The sequence below is a fragment of the Enterobacter sp. MGH 38 genome, from assembly GCF_000492855.1.
Lineage (GTDB): Bacteria > Pseudomonadota > Gammaproteobacteria > Enterobacterales > Enterobacteriaceae > Enterobacter > Enterobacter hormaechei_C.
The window spans coordinates 1,844,116-1,861,580 of the sequence record NZ_KI535607.1; the positions used below are offsets into that span (position 1 = coordinate 1,844,116).

17 protein-coding genes and 2 pseudogenes are annotated in these 17,465 nt (G+C 56.3%); 8 read left to right on the forward strand and 11 right to left on the reverse strand.

Going from position 1 to position 17,465, the window contains the following annotated elements:
- Positions 1 to 125 precede the first annotated feature (125 nt).
- Positions 126 to 845, forward strand: coding sequence for a purine-nucleoside phosphorylase (deoD, locus tag L384_RS12195; RefSeq protein ID WP_022650368.1), 720 nt, complete (start codon positions 126 to 128; stop codon positions 843 to 845).
- A 41-nt stretch (positions 846 to 886) separates the two neighbouring features.
- Here deoD and L384_RS22755 read toward each other — a convergent pair.
- The 7 genes and pseudogenes from L384_RS22755 to L384_RS12175 all read right to left on the reverse strand — a co-directional run.
- A pseudogene (locus tag L384_RS22755) lies at positions 887 to 985 on the reverse strand (hypothetical protein); the annotation flags it as partial.
- An 86-nt stretch (positions 986 to 1,071) separates the two neighbouring features.
- Positions 1,072 to 1,410: pseudogene (locus L384_RS22615) on the reverse strand (FimD/PapC C-terminal domain-containing protein); the annotation flags it as partial.
- 59 nt (positions 1,411 to 1,469) lie between these two features.
- Complete coding sequence (locus L384_RS21535) at positions 1,470 to 1,703, reverse strand: hypothetical protein (RefSeq protein ID WP_022650371.1); 234 nt, start codon at positions 1,701 to 1,703, stop codon at positions 1,470 to 1,472.
- A 77-nt stretch (positions 1,704 to 1,780) separates the two neighbouring features.
- A complete protein-coding gene (locus L384_RS12190; protein ID WP_003856531.1) occupies positions 1,781 to 2,470 on the reverse strand; it encodes a DUF1120 domain-containing protein in 690 nt (229 codons plus the stop codon).
- A 57-nt stretch (positions 2,471 to 2,527) separates the two neighbouring features.
- A complete protein-coding gene (locus L384_RS12185) occupies positions 2,528 to 3,214 on the reverse strand; it encodes a DUF1120 domain-containing protein (RefSeq protein WP_022650372.1) in 687 nt (228 codons plus the stop codon).
- Positions 3,215 to 3,452: 238 nt separating this feature from the next.
- On the reverse strand, positions 3,453 to 4,469 hold the full coding sequence (gene lplA, locus L384_RS12180; RefSeq protein ID WP_023324128.1) for a lipoate--protein ligase LplA: 1,017 nt from the start codon (positions 4,467 to 4,469) through the stop codon (positions 3,453 to 3,455).
- A 39-nt stretch (positions 4,470 to 4,508) separates the two neighbouring features.
- The gene (locus tag L384_RS12175; protein ID WP_022650374.1) at positions 4,509 to 5,153 is read right to left on the reverse strand and encodes a YtjB family periplasmic protein; all 645 of its coding nucleotides are present in this window, start codon (positions 5,151 to 5,153) and stop codon (positions 4,509 to 4,511) included.
- Positions 5,154 to 5,270: 117 nt separating this feature from the next.
- On the opposite strand from L384_RS12175, the gene serB reads away from it, so the two are divergent.
- The 3 genes from serB to nadR are packed head-to-tail and all read left to right on the forward strand — an operon-like array spanning position 5,271 to position 8,904.
- The gene (gene serB, locus L384_RS12170) at positions 5,271 to 6,239 is read left to right on the forward strand and encodes a phosphoserine phosphatase (RefSeq protein WP_003856524.1); all 969 of its coding nucleotides are present in this window, start codon (positions 5,271 to 5,273) and stop codon (positions 6,237 to 6,239) included.
- A gap of 11 nt (positions 6,240 to 6,250) precedes the next feature.
- Positions 6,251 to 7,636 carry a DNA repair protein RadA gene (gene radA / locus L384_RS12165; RefSeq protein ID WP_003856523.1) on the forward strand — a complete coding sequence of 462 codons (1,386 nt, stop codon included), beginning with the start codon at positions 6,251 to 6,253 and terminating at the stop codon, positions 7,634 to 7,636.
- Positions 7,637 to 7,671: 35 nt separating this feature from the next.
- On the forward strand, positions 7,672 to 8,904 hold the full coding sequence (gene nadR / locus L384_RS12160; RefSeq protein WP_003856522.1) for a multifunctional transcriptional regulator/nicotinamide-nucleotide adenylyltransferase/ribosylnicotinamide kinase NadR: 1,233 nt from the start codon (positions 7,672 to 7,674) through the stop codon (positions 8,902 to 8,904).
- 97 nt (positions 8,905 to 9,001) lie between these two features.
- Here nadR and L384_RS12155 read toward each other — a convergent pair whose 3' ends face one another.
- Positions 9,002 to 10,003: a zinc-binding alcohol dehydrogenase family protein gene (locus L384_RS12155; protein ID WP_022650375.1), complete on the reverse strand. Its 1,002-nt coding sequence runs from the start codon at positions 10,001 to 10,003 to the stop codon at positions 9,002 to 9,004.
- A gap of 108 nt (positions 10,004 to 10,111) precedes the next feature.
- Here L384_RS12155 and L384_RS12150 point away from each other — a divergent pair, with 108 nt between their 5' ends.
- Positions 10,112 to 11,011: a LysR family transcriptional regulator gene (locus L384_RS12150; protein WP_022650376.1), complete on the forward strand. Its 900-nt coding sequence runs from the start codon at positions 10,112 to 10,114 to the stop codon at positions 11,009 to 11,011.
- 91 nt (positions 11,012 to 11,102) lie between these two features.
- Here the strand turns inward: L384_RS12150 and ettA are convergent, their stop codons facing one another.
- Positions 11,103 to 12,770 (reverse strand): energy-dependent translational throttle protein EttA, encoded by a 1,668-nt coding sequence (gene ettA, locus L384_RS12145; protein WP_003856515.1) that lies wholly within the window; start codon positions 12,768 to 12,770, stop codon positions 11,103 to 11,105.
- Between the two features lie 225 nt (positions 12,771 to 12,995).
- Here ettA and sltY point away from each other — a divergent pair, with 225 nt between their 5' ends.
- Positions 12,996 to 14,933, forward strand: a complete 1,938-nt coding sequence (sltY, locus tag L384_RS12140) for a murein transglycosylase (protein ID WP_023324129.1) — start codon at positions 12,996 to 12,998, stop codon at positions 14,931 to 14,933.
- A gap of 55 nt (positions 14,934 to 14,988) precedes the next feature.
- Positions 14,989 to 15,318, forward strand: a complete 330-nt coding sequence (gene trpR / locus L384_RS12135; RefSeq protein WP_003856511.1) for a trp operon repressor — start codon at positions 14,989 to 14,991, stop codon at positions 15,316 to 15,318.
- A gap of 27 nt (positions 15,319 to 15,345) precedes the next feature.
- Here trpR and yjjX read toward each other — a convergent pair whose 3' ends face one another.
- The gene (gene yjjX / locus L384_RS12130; RefSeq protein WP_022646994.1) at positions 15,346 to 15,861 is read right to left on the reverse strand and encodes an inosine/xanthosine triphosphatase; all 516 of its coding nucleotides are present in this window, start codon (positions 15,859 to 15,861) and stop codon (positions 15,346 to 15,348) included.
- A 48-nt stretch (positions 15,862 to 15,909) separates the two neighbouring features.
- Here yjjX and gpmB point away from each other — a divergent pair, with 48 nt between their 5' ends.
- Positions 15,910 to 16,557 (forward strand): 2,3-diphosphoglycerate-dependent phosphoglycerate mutase GpmB, encoded by a 648-nt coding sequence (gpmB, locus tag L384_RS12125; protein ID WP_006810187.1) that lies wholly within the window; start codon positions 15,910 to 15,912, stop codon positions 16,555 to 16,557.
- On the opposite strand, the gene robA is transcribed toward gpmB, so the two are convergent.
- Positions 16,554 to 17,423: an MDR efflux pump AcrAB transcriptional activator RobA gene (robA, locus tag L384_RS12120; RefSeq protein WP_003856504.1), complete on the reverse strand. Its 870-nt coding sequence runs from the start codon at positions 17,421 to 17,423 to the stop codon at positions 16,554 to 16,556. The two genes, gpmB and robA, sit on opposite strands and share 4 nt — an antisense overlap.
- Positions 17,424 to 17,465 lie beyond the last annotated feature (42 nt).

The window sequence follows — 17,465 nt, forward strand, 5'->3', positions numbered from 1 at the left end:
ACGGATTGGGTGAGGCCTGATGCCCTCACCCCGACCCTCTCCCTGTGGGAGAGGGAAAACAGAATGTAGGCCGGGTAAGGCGCAGCCGCCACCCGGAAAAAACAACAATGTAAAAGGAACTGAAGATGGCAACTCCTCACATTAATGCAGAAATGGGTGATTTCGCTGACGTCGTATTGATGCCGGGCGACCCGCTGCGCGCGAAGCACATTGCAGAAACCTTCCTCGAAGACGTGCGTGAAGTGAACAACGTGCGCGGCATGCTGGGCTTCACCGGTACCTATAAAGGCCGCAAAATCTCCGTGATGGGTCACGGCATGGGTATCCCATCCTGCTCCATCTACACCAAAGAGCTGATCACCGATTTCGGCGTGAAGAAAATCATCCGTGTCGGCTCCTGCGGCGCGGTTCGCATGGACGTTAAGCTGCGTGACGTGGTGATCGGCATGGGCGCGTGCACCGACTCTAAAGTCAACCGCATTCGCTTTAAAGATCATGACTTTGCGGCCATTGCTGACTTTGACATGGTGCGTAACGCGGTTGACGCGGCAAAAGCGCTGGGCGTTGACGCGCGCGTGGGCAACCTGTTCTCTGCCGATCTGTTCTACTCGCCAGAAGGCGACATGTTCGACGTGATGGAAAAATACGGCATTCTGGGTGTGGAAATGGAAGCGGCCGGTATCTACGGCGTGGCGGCTGAATTCGGTGCGAAAGCGCTGACCATTTGCACCGTGTCTGACCATATCCGTACTCACGAGCAGACCACCGCTGCCGAGCGTCAGACCACCTTCAACGACATGATCAAAATCGCGCTGGAATCCGTTCTGCTGGGCGATCAAGAGTAATTTCGTTTTCTTCAGGGGGGCAGGTTTGCCCCCTATGGTGCTTACTTCGTCAACACTTCCCACATCAAATTGCTTTCCAGCGTCACCGTATCACCTACGTGATTAAACTGGCGGTCATTCAGCACCGGGGTGAGGGTGAGCTGGCACTCATCGGCGGACCACGAGGCGGGCGTAAAAAGCGTAGCCATTAGCGAAAAAGTCATCAGTAAATGTTTACCCAGGTGTTTCATTTACAGACTCCTTTAGCAGTTTCATAAAACGATTCTTTGTCCTGAGTCTCACTCAGGGATTAATCGATGCGGCAGATGCGCTGCATATTATCGTCAACGGCATAAAGTGCCGGGCTATTGGACATATCAGTGACAAAAACACGCCCGCTGTCCACCGCGCTGACCAGGTAGTTGTTTTTCTCATCCACGATACTGGTCCCTTTTGACAGTCACGAGCCGTCTGCACGTTTCACTTCGAGCATTACGCGACGGGTATTCAGTACTTTGAAATCCAGCTCCCTGAAGGCTGTATGGGCGACAGAAATGTTCTTGATGCCGTTGGGCAGATCCTGACTCAGGTTAAAGCCGATCCACATATGTTTATCGGTGTTTTTCGGCGGGATAGCCTCAAGGGTCACGCGTTTAACGTCACGCCTGTATCGTCAGGAAGATCGACAATGATGGTATAGATCAGGGCCGGGAAGGTGTCGGTATTTTTTACGTTCATGGTGCCGCTGTGAGTCGACTCTTCAATAACCAGCAGCGTGGTTTCTGGCACCATTCCGGCGGCATACGCCTGAGCAAAGAGAGCAGAGAATAATAACGGTGCGGCAATGGCGCACTGAGCGATCGTGGATTCAACTGACATCAAGATTAATCCTTTAACCTGACAAAATACCTCCTCTGTTAAGAGGAGGCATAGTTCACACTTTATCGGGTTGATAATCAGAGATATTTAACGGTAATCGTGGCCTGACCATCCAGGTTGGTATCATCGGTAATCGCGAGGGCCGCGGTATTCTGAATCGCCAGGGAGGTTTTCAGCGGAAATACTGCGGTCGTGAAAGGCAGCGGCGCAGTGGTGCCGGAAGCGGCCACGGTCATCATTTCCATGTTGGCGTTTTTGATGATACCGGTAGCGGTTTTCTGCCAGGACGGGCTGTCCACGGTACCGGAGATAACGTCTGATTTCACGCCGTCGGCGGTGACGTTCGCCACATCAGCAAAGATGGAGTAAGCGCCAATTTTCACGCCGCCCGCGGTTTTGCCCACGCCGTAGGACTGGGTGGTGTCGGAAACGTTGCCGCCCGCCGCGTCTGCGGTGTTAATGGTGATCACAGAAGCACCCGGATGGGTGTCTGCGCGGTCATCGCTGATGGTCCAGCCAGCTTTAGTGGCTACCGGGCAGGTGATGGTCAGGGAGATATCTTTCTGACCCAACTGGTTAACGCTGGTCGCGGAGAGATCCGCCAGGTGGATAAGACCATAATCCACCTCGCCGCCGCCGCTTAACTGCGGGGTGCAGGCGGCAACGGAGAGTAAACCGGTCACTTTCAGTACGGCGGTAGAGGCGGCGTTAGCGGCAGTCGCGGAGAGGGCCAGCGCAACGGCAGTGGCAACTAAAATCTTTTTCATTGTTGTTCCTTAACAAATGCAGGCCATCACGCTCAGTTCACAAGCGAAATGAGCCAGTTACAGATAATGCAAAGTGATGGTGGCCTGGCCGTCGATCGGGGTATCGTCGGTAATTGCCAGGGTGTCAGTTTTCTGCACCGCCAGCGCAACGCGCAGCGGGAATACGGCATTCATAAAGGGAACCAACGTCCGATCACTGCTATTTAGTGCGCTATACTGGATAGAACCGTCACTATGAGTGACGAGCTGCGAACCCGTATTCGCAAGTAACCACATTGGATCATCTGCTATCGCAGAATAACCTAATGCTTTGACGTTTCCATCTACGGTTACATTCGAATTCATACCCACGGAGTAAGCGCCGATATTGACGCCGCCAGCCGTTTTACCTACGCCGTACTGGTTAGTTGAACTCCATGCCTGATCGCCCGCGAAAGTGGCGTTATCGATGGTCATTTTCTTCATTGAATCTGCGTGATCATCGGTAATGGACCACGCTACTTTCGTTGCGGCAGAGCAGTTGATAGTCAGAGAAATATCTTTATAACCCAGCTGGTTATCTGCCGTTGCGGAGAGCGAGCTGATATATTTAGTGCCGAAATCAACGACAGCGCCATCGCTCAGCGTTGGGGTACAGGCGTTGTTGGTTAATACGCCTTTTAATTTTAATACCGCAGTAGAGTCGGCATGTGCAGTCGCAGAGAGGGTCATTGCAACAGCGGTTGCAATAATGATTTTTTTCATCGTTAATCCTTAACGTTCGAAACAGACGTGTGGAGAAGAAATAGAAAAACTATTTCTTGCTGTCTATTATTCTAGAGGAAAAGCTAACTTTACATTAAGGAGTGTTAATTTTTGAATGTAATTCCCCTTAATATATAAGCTATAAATATATATTTTGTGTATGTTCCCTGTTTATTTATATACGTGTGTTAATTTTCAGGAATAAGGGAAGCGTATTCACTTCCCTTATGTGTTTTTATTAACGCACCGCGCCAGCGATCCATTGGGAGAGATCCCGTAGCTCCCGCTCGTGGTCCGGGAAATCCACCCAAAGCGCTTCGCACGCCTGTTGCAGACTGTCTGCATGGTACAGACAGCCCTGTAAACGTGCGGCCAGCGCCTCCAGCGGTGCAGGATTGAGACTATCCGTAAAGACCTGCGTGCGGGTAATATGGCCCTTCTCCACGTCAAAGTGCAGTTCCACGCCGCCCCAGGTAAACCGTTCGTCCAGCAGGTGTGAAAAGGCCGGTGCCTGGCCGAAGTTCCACTCCCAGCTGCTCTGGCGCGCAAAGGTTTCCGCGAAGTTGGGCAGGTCCGGTGTTTTGTCAGGGGAGATCACTTCAGCTTCTACCCGCTCACCGTAATGTTCGAAGAAGGCTTCACGGATCGCATCGCAAATCTGCTCATGAGTAATCCCGGGCAGCAGTTCCACCAGATTCGCCACGCGCCCGCGCACGGAGGTAATACCCTTAGCCTGTAGCTTTTTCTTATCTGGATTAAGGTAGTTAGCCAGACGGCTCAGATCGGCATTCAGCAATAATGTGCCGTGGTGGAATCCCCGATCCATCGTTTCGCGATAGGCAGAGCCGGATACCTTGCGGTCGCCATCGGGCGTTTTGACCACCAGATCGTTACGTCCCGAGGCTTCAGCCGTCACGCCAAGCGAATTGAGCGCATTAAGCACAATGGAGGTCGAGATGGTTTTGTCGTATTCCGGCTTGCCCGCCATAAAGGTAAAGCAGGTATTGCCCAGATCGTGGAATACCGCACCGCCGCCGCTGCTGCGGCGCGCCAGGCGGACGTTGTCCTCTTCCATACGGCGGGTGTTACACTCTTTCCACGGATTTTGCGCGCGGCCAATAACGACCGTATCAGCGTTGCGCCAGAGAAACAGGACGCGCTGGGTGGCAGGCATCTGGCGGAAGATGCACTCTTCTACCGCCAGGTTAAACCAGGGATCGTAAGAGTCAGAGATTAGCAGGCGTAACGTCGACATGGCAGAGTTCCTTTTCCGAATCATCCGCCTACTTTATCACTATTCTTTCTTCTCGCTCTCTTCCTCTTCGGGAACCGACTTGCTGGCGGTTAACAGGAACGGTGACTGCTGCCAGCGGGTGCGCTTGCCCTGGAGCAACGTACGTGCCAGTACCACGCCAATCGCCAGTGAGAGCAGCAGCATCAGGCGCAAAATATTGGTGGTGTTATCCACCTGTTTGGCTTCGGTTGGCAGGGTGTGGGTGTCGAGTGTCAGACGTAAATAGCCGAGCGGACCATTCTTGCCCTGAATGGGTTCGACGATTTGTTGGTTGAAATAACCACCGGCTTTTTTGCCGTCCAGCGCCAGCCTGTCGCGCACGTCGACATGCTCACCCGCGCGGGCAATCAGGTCGCCCTGTTCATCGTACACGCCCGCATCCAGAATGCGGCTGTTTTCCGTAAGCTGGCGCAATACCTGGGCTATTCGCTTATCATCCGGCGTTTCGGTGCGCATAGACGGCGCAACGTTGAGCGTCACCTGGTGCGCCAGCGTCCGGGCCAGCTCCTCAAACTGCGGGTTACGCTGTCGTTGGTGATTCTGGCTAAACCAGGATGCCCCCTGCATCAGCGCCACTAATAGTGCGAGACAGATCAGGACAATCACGGCGCGATGAAGCCGGAATTTCAGTTTTGCGCGAGCCATATTCCACCTGCTTAAAATTTACGGCTTAATGTTGCCAGAAGTGATGGTTACAGGGTAGCCTCATGCGTTATTTTCCCTCTGGAACCTTCCGGCGCGAACGAAATTACAGGAGCTTCAATGCCGAACATTACCTGGTGCGACCTGCCAACGGATGTCTCTTTATGGCCAGGATTGCCGCTCTCTTTAAGTGGCGATGAGGTGATGCCTCTCGATTACCACGCTGGCCGTAGCGGCTGGCTGCTGTACGGACGCGGCCTGGATAAGCAACGCCTCACCCAGTATCAAACCAAACTGGGCGCAGCGATGGTCATCGTTGCGGCCTGGTGTGTGGAAGATTATCAGGTCATTCGCCTGGCGGGTTCCCTGACGCAGCGCGCCACGCGTCTGGCGCACGACGCCGGGCTGGACGTTGCTCCCCTCGGCAAAATTCCGCACCTGAAAACGCCCGGCCTGCTGGTAATGGACATGGACTCCACCGCCATTCAGATCGAGTGTATTGACGAGATTGCTAAACTGGCGGGCAGCGGAGAGCTGGTGGCGGAAGTCACCGAGCGCGCGATGCGCGGCGAGCTGGATTTCACCGCCAGCCTGAGACAGCGCGTGGCGACCCTGAAGGGGGCCGATGCTAACATTTTGCGTCAGGTGCGCGATGAACTGCCCCTGATGCCTGGGCTTACGCAGCTGGTACTCAAGCTGGAGACGCTCGGCTGGAAAGTGGCGATTGCCTCCGGCGGGTTCACCTTCTTTGCCGACTACCTGCGTGACAAGCTGCGTCTGACCACCGTGGTGGCAAACGAGCTGGAGATCATGGACGGCAAACTCACCGGACAGGTCATCGGCGACATCGTGGATGCGCAGTACAAAGCCAATACGCTGACGCGTCTGGCAGAGAAATATGCCATCCCGGTCGAGCAGACCGTCGCCATCGGCGATGGCGCGAACGATCTGCCGATGATCAAAGTTGCCGGGCTGGGTATTGCCTACCATGCCAAACCGAAAGTGAATGAAAAGACGGAAGTCACTATCCGTCATGCTGATCTGATGGGGGTGTTCTGTATTCTCTCCGGCAGCATTAATCAAAAATAACGAGGTAAACCGTGGCGAAAGCTCCAAAACGCGCATTTGTCTGTAATGAATGTGGTGCGGATTATCCGCGCTGGCAGGGGCAATGCAGCGCCTGTCATGCCTGGAACACCATCACCGAAGTGCGTGGTGTGGCGGCTTCGCCGAGCGTGGCCCGCAATGAACGGCTGAGCGGCTATGCGGGTAATGCAGGCGTGTCGAAGGTACAAAAACTTTCGGATATCAGCCTTGAGGCGCTGCCGCGCTTCTCAACCGGATTCAAAGAATTTGACCGCGTGCTCGGCGGTGGCGTAGTGCCGGGCAGCGCTATACTCATCGGCGGTAACCCGGGCGCGGGTAAATCGACCCTGCTGCTGCAAACGCTCTGCAAGCTCGCCGAACAGATGAAAACCCTGTACGTCACGGGGGAAGAATCACTCCAGCAGGTGGCGATGCGCGCGCACCGCCTCGGCCTGCCGACCGGCAATCTGAATATGCTGTCGGAAACCAGCATCGAGCAGATCTGCATGATCGCCGAAGAAGAGCAGCCGAAGCTGATGGTGATCGACTCCATTCAGGTGATGCATATGGCTGACATTCAGTCGTCACCGGGAAGCGTGGCGCAGGTGCGTGAAACCGCGGCCTACCTGACGCGCTTTGCCAAAACGCGCGGCGTGGCGATTGTGATGGTTGGTCATGTGACCAAAGACGGCTCGCTGGCGGGACCGAAAGTGCTTGAACACTGTATCGACTGCTCGGTAATGCTCGATGGCGATGCGGATTCCCGTTTTCGTACCCTGCGCAGCCATAAAAACCGCTTCGGCGCGGTGAATGAACTTGGCGTGTTTGCCATGACCGAGCAGGGGCTTCGCGAAGTCAGCAACCCGTCGGCCATCTTCCTGAGCCGTGGCGACGAGATCACGTCCGGGAGTTCGGTGATGGTGCTGTGGGAAGGAACGCGTCCGCTGCTGGTTGAAATTCAGGCGCTGGTGGATCACTCAATGATGGGCAACCCGCGGCGCGTGGCGGTCGGTCTGGAACAGAACCGCCTGGCGATCCTGCTGGCGGTGCTGCACCGTCACGGCGGTCTGCAAATGGCGGATCAGGATGTGTTCGTCAACGTGGTTGGTGGGGTGAAGGTTACGGAAACCAGCGCGGACCTGGCGCTGCTGCTGGCAATGGTCTCCAGCCTGCGCGACAGACCGTTGCCGCAGGATCTGGTGGTATTTGGTGAGGTAGGGCTGGCCGGCGAGATCCGCCCGGTGCCGAGCGGTCAGGAGCGTATCTCCGAAGCGGCAAAACATGGCTTCCGCCGCGCGATTGTTCCGGCCGCCAACGTGCCGAAAAAAATTCCGGAAGGGATGCAGGTTTTCGGCGTTAAAAAACTCGCAGATGCGTTAAATGTCTTTGACGACTTATAATTACGTATTCGATTTTGCAGGAGGCACCGTAATTTATGTCATCATTTGACTACATCAAGACCGCTATCCGCCAGAAGGGCTGCACGTTGCAGCAGGTGGCGGACGCCAGCGGCATGACCAAGGGCTACCTGAGCCAACTGCTGAACGCCAAAATCAAAAGCCCCAGCGCGCAGAAGCTGGAAGCGCTGCACCGTTTTCTGGGGCTTGAATTTCCGCGGATGCAAAAGAACATTGGCGTGGTGTTCGGTAAGTTCTACCCGCTGCATACCGGGCATATCTATCTGATCCAGCGCGCCTGTAGCCAGGTCGACGAGCTGCATATCATCATGGGTTATGATGAAACCCGCGATCGCCAGCTGTTTGAAGACAGCGCCATGTCGCAGCAGCCCACCGTGCCGGACCGCCTGCGCTGGCTGCTTCAGACCTTTAAATATCAGAAAAATATTCGTATTCATGCCTTTAACGAAGAGGGCATGGAGCCGTATCCGCACGGCTGGGACGTGTGGAGCAACGGCATCAAAGCGTTTATGGAAGAGAAGGGCATTGCGCCTAACTGGATCTACACCTCTGAAGAGTCCGACGCGCCGCAGTTCCGCGAGCATCTGGGTATCGAGACGGTGCTGATCGATCCTAAACGCACCTTCATGAACATCAGCGGGGCGCAGATTCGCGAGAACCCGTTCCGTTACTGGGACTACATCCCGACCGAGGTGAAGCCGTTCTTCGTGCGTACGGTGGCGATCCTCGGCGGCGAGTCGAGCGGGAAATCGACGCTGGTCAATAAGCTGGCGAACATCTTCAACACCACCAGCGCGTGGGAGTATGGCCGCGATTATGTCTTTTCACACCTTGGCGGCGACGAGATGGCGTTGCAGTATTCCGACTACGATAAAATCGCGCTCGGTCATGCCCAGTACATTGATTTCGCGGTGAAATACGCCAATAAAGTCGCCTTTATTGATACCGATTTCGTCACCACGCAGGCGTTCTGCAAAAAGTACGAGGGGCGCGAGCACCCGTTTGTGCAGGCGCTGATTGACGAATACCGCTTTGACCTGGTGATCCTGCTGGAAAACAACACCCCATGGGTGGCCGACGGCATGCGCAGCCTGGGCAGCTCCGTGGACAGGCGTGAGTTCCAGACCATGCTGGTAGAGATGCTTAACGAGAACAACGTTGAGTTTGTCCATGTGGAAGAGTCGGACTACGACACCCGTTTCCTGCGCTGCGTCGAGCTGGTGAAGGAGATGATGGGGGAGCAGGGGTAAAAGATTTACCCCTCACCCTAACCCTCTCCCAAAGGGAGAGGGGACTTTAATCACCCTCTCCCTTTAGGAGAGGGCCAGGGTAAGGGAATCAGTCCAATCAATACTCAACCACCACCTTCCCACGCATATGCCCCTCCAGCACCTTGCGGTGCGCTTCGGTAATGCTTTCCACGCTTAGCCCGTGCAGCGTTTCGCTGAGCGAACTTTCCACTACGCCGTTATCCACCAGCTTCGCGACTTCGTCCAGGATCTCTCCCTGACGCGCCATATCCGCCGTCTGATACATGCTGCGGGTGTACATAAATTCCCAGTGCAGCGCGGCGGATTTGGACTTCAGCTTGTCCTGGTTCAGCGGATGTTCATTCTCAACGATGGAACAGATATGCCCCTGCGGTGCAATCAGGTCGCTGACCGCATCCCAGTGCCCGTCGGTGTCGTTGAGGATGAAAATGTAATCCACAAAGGTCAGCCCGTGCTTCGCCAGTTCGCCTTTCAGATCGCGGTAGTTCACCACCACATCTGCACCGCGATCGCGGCACCACCGGGCGGAATCTTCACGGGACGCCGTTGCGATCACCTTTACCTTGCTGTTGTGCTTCGCAAACGGGATCGCCAGCGATCCCACCCCGCCCGCGCCGCCAATAATCAGCAGCGTTTTATCTGCGTCGGCATCCTGAATCTTCAGCCGTTCAAACAGGCCTTCCCACGCGGTGAGCGCCGTCAGCGGCAGTGCAGCCGCGGCGGCCCAGTCAAGGCTTGCAGGCTTGTGCCCGACAATGCGCGCATCGATCAGCTGATGTGTGGTATTGCTGCCCGGTCGGGTGATATCCCCCGCGTACCACACTTCGTCACCCGGTTTGAATCCGGTGACGCCAGCCCCAACGGCTTTTACGATCCCGCTGGCATCCCACCCGAGAATGCGCGGCTCCTTCAGCCCGCTTTTAGCAATGCCTGCATGTACCTTGGTGTCCACCGGGTTTACGGAGACGGCTTTCACCTCCACCAGCAGATCGTGTTCGCCGGGCTGCGGCATCGGCGGGGTGATTTCAACGAAGGTGGAGGGATTTTCTGGGTTAACGGCAATGGCTTTCACTGACATGGTGTGCTCCTCAATGGCATTCGTTTTGTTGAGGCTAGTCTATTAAGTGGTCAGCCGCATGATAAGATGGACAATCCAGAACTCAGCGTTCGTACAGAGTGAACAATCATGTTTAAACAGCTTCAGGATATGGCACTGTTTGCGCTGGTGGCCGAGATGGGCAGCTTTACCGCGGCGGCGCAGAAGGCGGAACTGCCAAAATCCAGCGTCAGCCAGCGTATTAGCCAGCTGGAGCAGCAGGTGGGGATCCGTCTGTTGAATCGCACGACGCGCAGAATAAGCCTGACGTTTGCGGGCGAGCACTATCTGGTGCACTGTCGCGAGATGCTGGCGGCCAGCGAGCGCGCGGAGTATGCCATTCAGCGGCTGCGAGAAAACCCCAGCGGGCGGCTGCGGATCACCTGTCCGGCAGGAATTGGCGCGACGCTGCTGGCGCATATGAATGCCGAGTTCCAGCTACGCTATCCGGACGTGTCACTGGATGTGTCGATCTCAGACGACGTGGTGGATCTGGTCGAGTCTGGCTTTGACGTGGCGCTGCGCACCGGCAAACCGCAGGATTCTTCCCTGATTGGCCGCATGATTGGGCACTGTCCGCGCTACATGCTGGCCTCGCCCGACTACCTGGCACGCCGGGAGCCGTTAATTCATCCCCGACAGCTGGTGGAGCATCGCTGCATTACGCACCGGGCATGGTCGGAGTGGCTTCTGCGAAGCGAGAATGAGGATTACCGCTACCTGCCGGATAACGCTCATATGACGGATAATCTGGTGTACGCCAGGGAATGCGCCATTGCCGGGGCGGGGATCACGCTGTTACCCGCATTCCTGCTGGAAGATAAGATCGAAAAGGGCGCGCTGGTGAAGGTGCTGTCGGCGTGGAGCGTTGAGGGAAACGATCTCTGGCTGGCCTACCCGAGCCGTAAGCTCAATTCGCCTGCGCTGATGAGCTATATCGACTTTGCGATGCAGTTTGATGAGGTGAAGCGGTATTACGTGGGCGGGTGATTTTGTGCGGCCTGATGCCCTCACCCTGGCCCTCTCCCATGGGGAGAGGGAACAAACATAAAAAACGGCAACCGAAGTTGCCGTTTTGCTTTTATTTCGCAATACGCTTGTACTTAATACGCTTCGGCTCCAGCGCGTCTGCGCCCAGCGTGCGTTTCTTGTACTCTTCGTATTCGGTGAAGTTACCTTCGAAGAACTCCACCTTACCTTCGTCCTGGTAGTCCAGGATGTGGGTCGCGATACGGTCCAGGAACCAGCGGTCGTGCGAGATAACCATCGCGCAGCCCGGGAACTCCAGCAGGGCGTTTTCCAGTGCGCGCAGGGTTTCGATGTCCAGGTCGTTGGTGGGTTCATCGAGCAGCAGAACGTTGCCGCCAACCTGGAGCAGTTTTGCCAGGTGCAGACGACCGCGCTCACCGCCGGACAGCTCGCCCACGCGTTTGCCCTGGTCGGTGCCCTTGAAGTTAAAGCGGCCAACATAGGCGCGGCTTGGCATCTCGGTGTTGCCGATACGCATGATATCCAGACCGCCGGAGACTTCTTCCCACACGGTTTTGCTGTTGTCCATCGCGTCGCGGAACTGGTCAACGGAGGCCAGCTTCACGGTCTCACCCAGGGTGATAGAGCCGCTGTCAGGCTGTTCCTGACCAGACATCATGCGGAACAGGGTGGATTTACCCGCGCCGTTCGGACCGATGATGCCGACGATAGCGCCTTTCGGAACGGAGAAGGTCAGATCGTCGATCAGCACGCGGTCGCCGTAGGACTTACGCAGGTTAGTCACTTCAACCACTTTATCCCCCAGACGAGCTCCAGGTGGAATAAACAGTTCGTTGGTTTCGTTACGTTTCTGGTATTCGGTGTTGTTCAGCTCTTCGAAGCGTGCCAGACGGGCTTTGCCCTTAGACTGACGGCCTTTCGCGCCCTGACGCACCCACTCCAGCTCTTTCTCAATAGACTTACGGCGGGCGGCTTCCTGAGACGCTTCCTGCGCCAGACGCTGGTCTTTCTGCTCCAGCCAGGAGGAGTAGTTGCCTTCCCACGGAATACCTTCGCCGCGGTCCAGCTCCAGGATCCAGCCCGCAACGTTGTCGAGGAAGTAACGGTCGTGGGTAATCGCTACCACGGTGCCTTCGAAGTCATGCAGGAAGCGCTCCAGCCACGCCACGGATTCGGCATCCAGGTGGTTGGTCGGTTCGTCGAGCAGCAGCATGTCTGGTTTTTCCAGCAGCAGGCGGCACAGCGCCACGCGGCGGCGTTCACCACCGGACAGGTTTGCGATTTTCGCATCCCAGTCTGGCAGACGCAGGGCATCAGCCGCGCGCTCCAGCTGCACGTTCAGGTTGTGACCATCGTGCGCCTGGATAATTTCCTCATATTTGCCCTGCTGAGCGGCCAGTTTGTCGAAGTCCGCATCCGGCTCGGCGTATTTGGCATACACTTCATCCAGACCTTTCAGGGCGTTAACCACCTCGGATACCGCTTCTTCAACGGATTCACGCACGGTGTGCTCCGGGTTCAGCTGAGGTTCCTGCGGCAGGTAGCCGATCTTAATGCCAGGCTGCGGACGGGCTTCACCTTCGATGTCTGTATCGATGCCGGCCATGATGCGCAGCAGGGTGGACTTACCGGCACCGTTGAGACCCAGAACACCGATTTTTGCGCCCGGGAAGAAGCTCAGCGAGATATTTTTAAGAATATGACGTTTCGGCGGGACAACTTTGCCGACACGATGCATGGTATAAACGAATTGAGCCACGTTGGACTTCGCCTCTTTTATCGTGATGAGAATGAATTTCAGCCTCGAAGTGTAGCCTTTTTCACGCCCTAATCCCAGCCAGGAACGTCGGGAGTGTTAAAACGCGCAAGAAAGGTAAAAAAGTGTCCATGACGTGGCGCGTTGTGGGATGCCTGGTTAGCATAAGTTGATGTAACTTTGACGTGGCAAGACGCTGCAACTGACGAAAACAATGAGGAAGAGCTTGTGGAAAAAGCCAAACGGGTGGTCTGGCGTCTGCTGGCTGCCAGCGTATGCGTAATGGCGGTAAGCCAGGCGGTGCATGCCGATTCACTGGATGAACAACGTAACCGCTATGCCCAGATTAAACAGGCATGGGACAACAAGCAGATGGATACCGTGCAGGCGCTGATGCCGACGCTCAAGGATTATCCGCTGTATCCGTATCTGGAGTATCGCCAGATCACGGACGATCTCATGAATCAACCGACCGTCACCGTGAATAACTTCATTCAGGCGAACCCGACCCTGCCGCCTGCGCGCACCCTGAAGTCCCGGTTTGTGAACGAGCTGGCCCGTCGCGAAGACTGGCGCGGCCTGCTGGCTTTCAGCCCGGATAAACCGGGCGCGACGGAAGCGCAGTGTAATTACTATTATGCGAAATGGGCGACCGGTCAGCAGGAGGAAGCCTGGGTCGGTGCGAAAGAGCTGTGGTTGACGGGTAAAAGCCAGCCAAACGCCTGTGACCCGCTGTTCAGCGCCTGGCGCGCCTCGGGCAAGCAGGATCCGCTCTCTTACCTGGAGCGTATTCGCCTGGCGATGAAGGCCGGAAACACCCGGCTGGTCACCGTGCTGGCGGGGCAAATGCCGGCGGATTATCAGACCATTGCTTCTGCCGTTATCGGCCTGGCAAACGATCCGAACACTGTCCTGACGTTTGCGCGTACCACCGGCGCGACCGATTTTACCCGCCAGATGGCGGCGGTGGCCTTTGCCAGCGTGGCGCGTGATGATGTGGAAAACGCCAGGCTGATGATCCCGCAGCTGGTGCAGGCCCAGCAGCTTAATGACGATCAAACTCAGGAGCTGCGCGATATCGTGGCATGGCGACTGATGGGAACAGATGTCACCGACGAACAGGCGCGCTGGCGTGATGATGCGGTGATGCGTTCAAACTCTGTCTCGCTGGTGGAGCGTCGCGTGCGCATGGCGCTGGGAACGGGCGATCGTCGTGGCCTCAATACCTGGCTGGCGCGTCTGCCGATGGATGCCAAAGAGAAAGATGAATGGCGTTACTGGCAGGCAGACCTGCTGCTGGAACGTGGTCGTGACGATGAAGCCAAAGAGATCCTCCACTCCCTGATGCAGCAGCGCGGATTCTACCCGATGGCGGCGGCGCAGCGTCTGGGCGAGGAGTACACCCTGAAGATCGACAAAGCGCCAGCCAACGCGAACCCGGCGCTGACGCAGGGGCCGGAAATGGCGCGCGTGCGCGAGCTGATGTACTGGAATCTGGATAATACCGCGCGCAGCGAATGGGCGAATCTGGTCACCAGCCGTACCACTGATGAGAAAGCGCAGCTTGCCCGCTATGCGTTTGATAATCGCTGGTGGGATCTGAGCGTGCAGGCGACGATCTCCGGCAAACTGTGGGATCATCTCGAAGAGCGTTTCCCGCTGGCTTATAAGGATCTGTTCGATCGCTACACCAGCGGCAAAGAGATTCCGCAAAGCTACGCGATGGCCATTGCCCGTCAGGAGAGCGCCTGGAACCCGAAAGTGCGTTCACCAGTGGGTGCCAGCGGCCTGATGCAGATTATGCCGGGCACCGCGACGCACACGGTGAAGATGTTTAATATTCCAGGCTACAGCAGCCCGTCCCAGCTGCTGGATCCGGAGACCAACATCAACATCGGTACCAGCTACTTGCAGTACGTCTATCAGCAGTTCGGTAATAACCGTATCTTCGCGTCAGCGGCGTACAACGCCGGGCCAGGCCGCGTGCGGACATGGCTTGGTAACAGCGCAGGGCGTATCGACGCCGTGGCGTTTGTCGAGAGCATTCCGTTCTCGGAAACGCGCGGCTATGTGAAGAACGTGCTGGCCTATGACGCCTACTATCGCTACTTCATGGGGCAGAAAGATACCCTGATGAGCGATGCCGAGTGGCAGAGACGTTACTGATCGGCGCGGGTTGTGTTATGCTGTACTCGCTAATGAGTACAAGAGGCAGCATAACATGACCCAGCATTCCCCGTATTCCTCGGCCATGGCCGAACAGCGTCATCAGGAGTGGCTTCGTTTTGTGGAGTTGCTCCGCCAGTCTTACGACAAAGATCTGCATTTACCGTTGCTACAGCTGATGCTGACGCCCGATGAACGCGAAGCGCTGGGCACGCGGGTACGCATTATTGAGGAACTGCTGCGCGGCGAAATGAGCCAGCGCGAGCTGAAAAACGAGCTGGGCGCGGGCATCGCGACCATTACCCGTGGTTCAAACAGCCTGAAGTCGGCGCCGGTTGAACTGCGTCAGTGGCTGGAAGCGGTATTGCTGAAAAACGCCGGATGACGGCTTCGCCTTATCCGGCCTACAGACTTAACGATAAATCGCGTTATGGAACGGACTTAACGCCAGAATAACGGCCTGGTGGTAAACGCTCGAACGGGTGAGCTTGCCCGCGGTAAAGACGCCAATCGCCCCCTCTTTACGACCAATCTCATCAATGCCGGTATAGTGCGACATTACCGGCCCCAGCGCCTCACCCGCGCGGACTTTCTCCAGTATGACCTCCGGCAGCGGCAGCGTGGCAGAACGCGCTTCGCCGCGCTGCTCGCGGCTTTCGATGACAACCCAGCTGAAGGTCGCTCCTTCGTCGATACCAGCTTCAATCGCGACCCAGAAGTCAGCGTCTGGCGCGGCGGCTTTTGCATTCGCCACGCGATTTCGTGCGCCAGCGCGTGTTTCCTCGCTGCCAAACGGCTGTTCCGGCACACCGCTCTCGACGCCGACGGCGTCAATATGGCAGGATCCTTCGCCAAAGATCTCTTCAAATGCCCTTAGAATTGCCTGAATTTTGGCAGGATTGGTGGTAGCAGAGACAACATGGTGCATAATTAAGCTCGATTTAAAAAATTCATCGCAGTATAACGGAAAAAAAGCATGTTACAGGTATACCTTGTTCGCCACGGTGAAACGCAGTGGAACGCCGAGCGACGTATTCAAGGCCAGTCAGACAGTCCTCTCACCGACAAAGGTGTGCAGCAAGCGTGGCAGGTGGCGGAGCGCGCCAGAACGCTGGGCATCACTCACGTCATCTCCAGTGATTTAGGCCGCACACAGCAGACAGCACGCATCATCGCCGATGCCTGTGGCTGCGACGTGACCCTCGAACCGCGTCTGCGCGAGCTGGATATGGGCGTGCTGGAAAAACGTCCTATCGATACGCTGACGGAAACCGAAGAAGGCTGGCGCCGCACGCTGGTGAACGGCACTGAAGATGGTCGCATCCCTGAGGGTGAATCCATGCAGGAGCTGAGCGTGCGCATGCATGCCGCGCTGGCCGAGTGCCTGAAACTCCCGGCAGGTAGCCGACCGCTGCTGGTGAGCCACGGTATCGCGCTGGGTTGTCTGGTGAGCACCATTCTGGGACTGCCGGCTTACGCCGAACGCCGTTTGCGTCTGCGCAACTGTTCCATTTCCCGTATCGACTATCAGGAAAGTGCCTGGCTGGCATCGGGGTGGGTGGTTGAGATGGCAGGGGACATTTCGCATCTTGATGCCCCTGCACTGGACGAATTGCAGCGTTAACGACGTACCGGAATCAGGAATTCCATACGCAGATTGATAGGGCCTTCTTCCGGTTTAGCATCTTGCGCCGGATAGTAGCGCTCAATGTCCTGACCTTTACGGCGATTCAGATTCAGCATCGGCATGCAGGTCCCGTAAACGGTCAGGATGAACTCCTGAACGCCCGTTCCTAAACCTTCGTATGAGAACATCACATACTCGCCGCCTTCCAGCACGACAGGCTTCGAGCCATGAATGTAACCGTTCGCCATATCAGGCGTCAGCGCCGTGGTATAGAACACCTCCTGCTCGTCATCTTTTTCCTGGCTTGGATGCGTTTCGTTCAAACCATACAGAATCGGCGGGATCGCCGGAGCATGGCTTAAAAATTCGCGCCAGAACTGAACGCGCATCTGATGGCGGAACTCGGAGATCTGCTCAAGGGAACAGGAGTAGCTCTGCGTGGTGCCGACCAGGTGCGTTTCTGGCAGGGTGATGATTTCATATTTTGGCATCGCAAACTCGCCCAGACGCAGCGGCGGACGCATACCAAAGGAGCTCCAGTCCGGCGAGCGGCGATAAAGCGCTGGCGTTAACGAGAACTGCTTTTTAAAGGCGCGGGTGAAAGTTTGCTGTGAATCGAAACGATATTGCAGGGCAATATCAAGGATTGGTCGCGCGGTCAGGCGCAACGCAACAGCAGACTTTGATAAACGACGTGCGCGAATATAGGCACCGATAGCATGACCGGTGACATCCTTGAACATCCTTTGCAGATGCCACTTGGAATAGCCTGCTTTTGCCGCCACATTATCCAGTGACAATGGCTGGTCGAGATGACCTTCCAGCCAGGTGAGCAGGTCGCGAATAATTCCAGCCTGATCCATATACTATCCTCATCCTTAAAACTGCCGCAGGTGCCTGTTTAC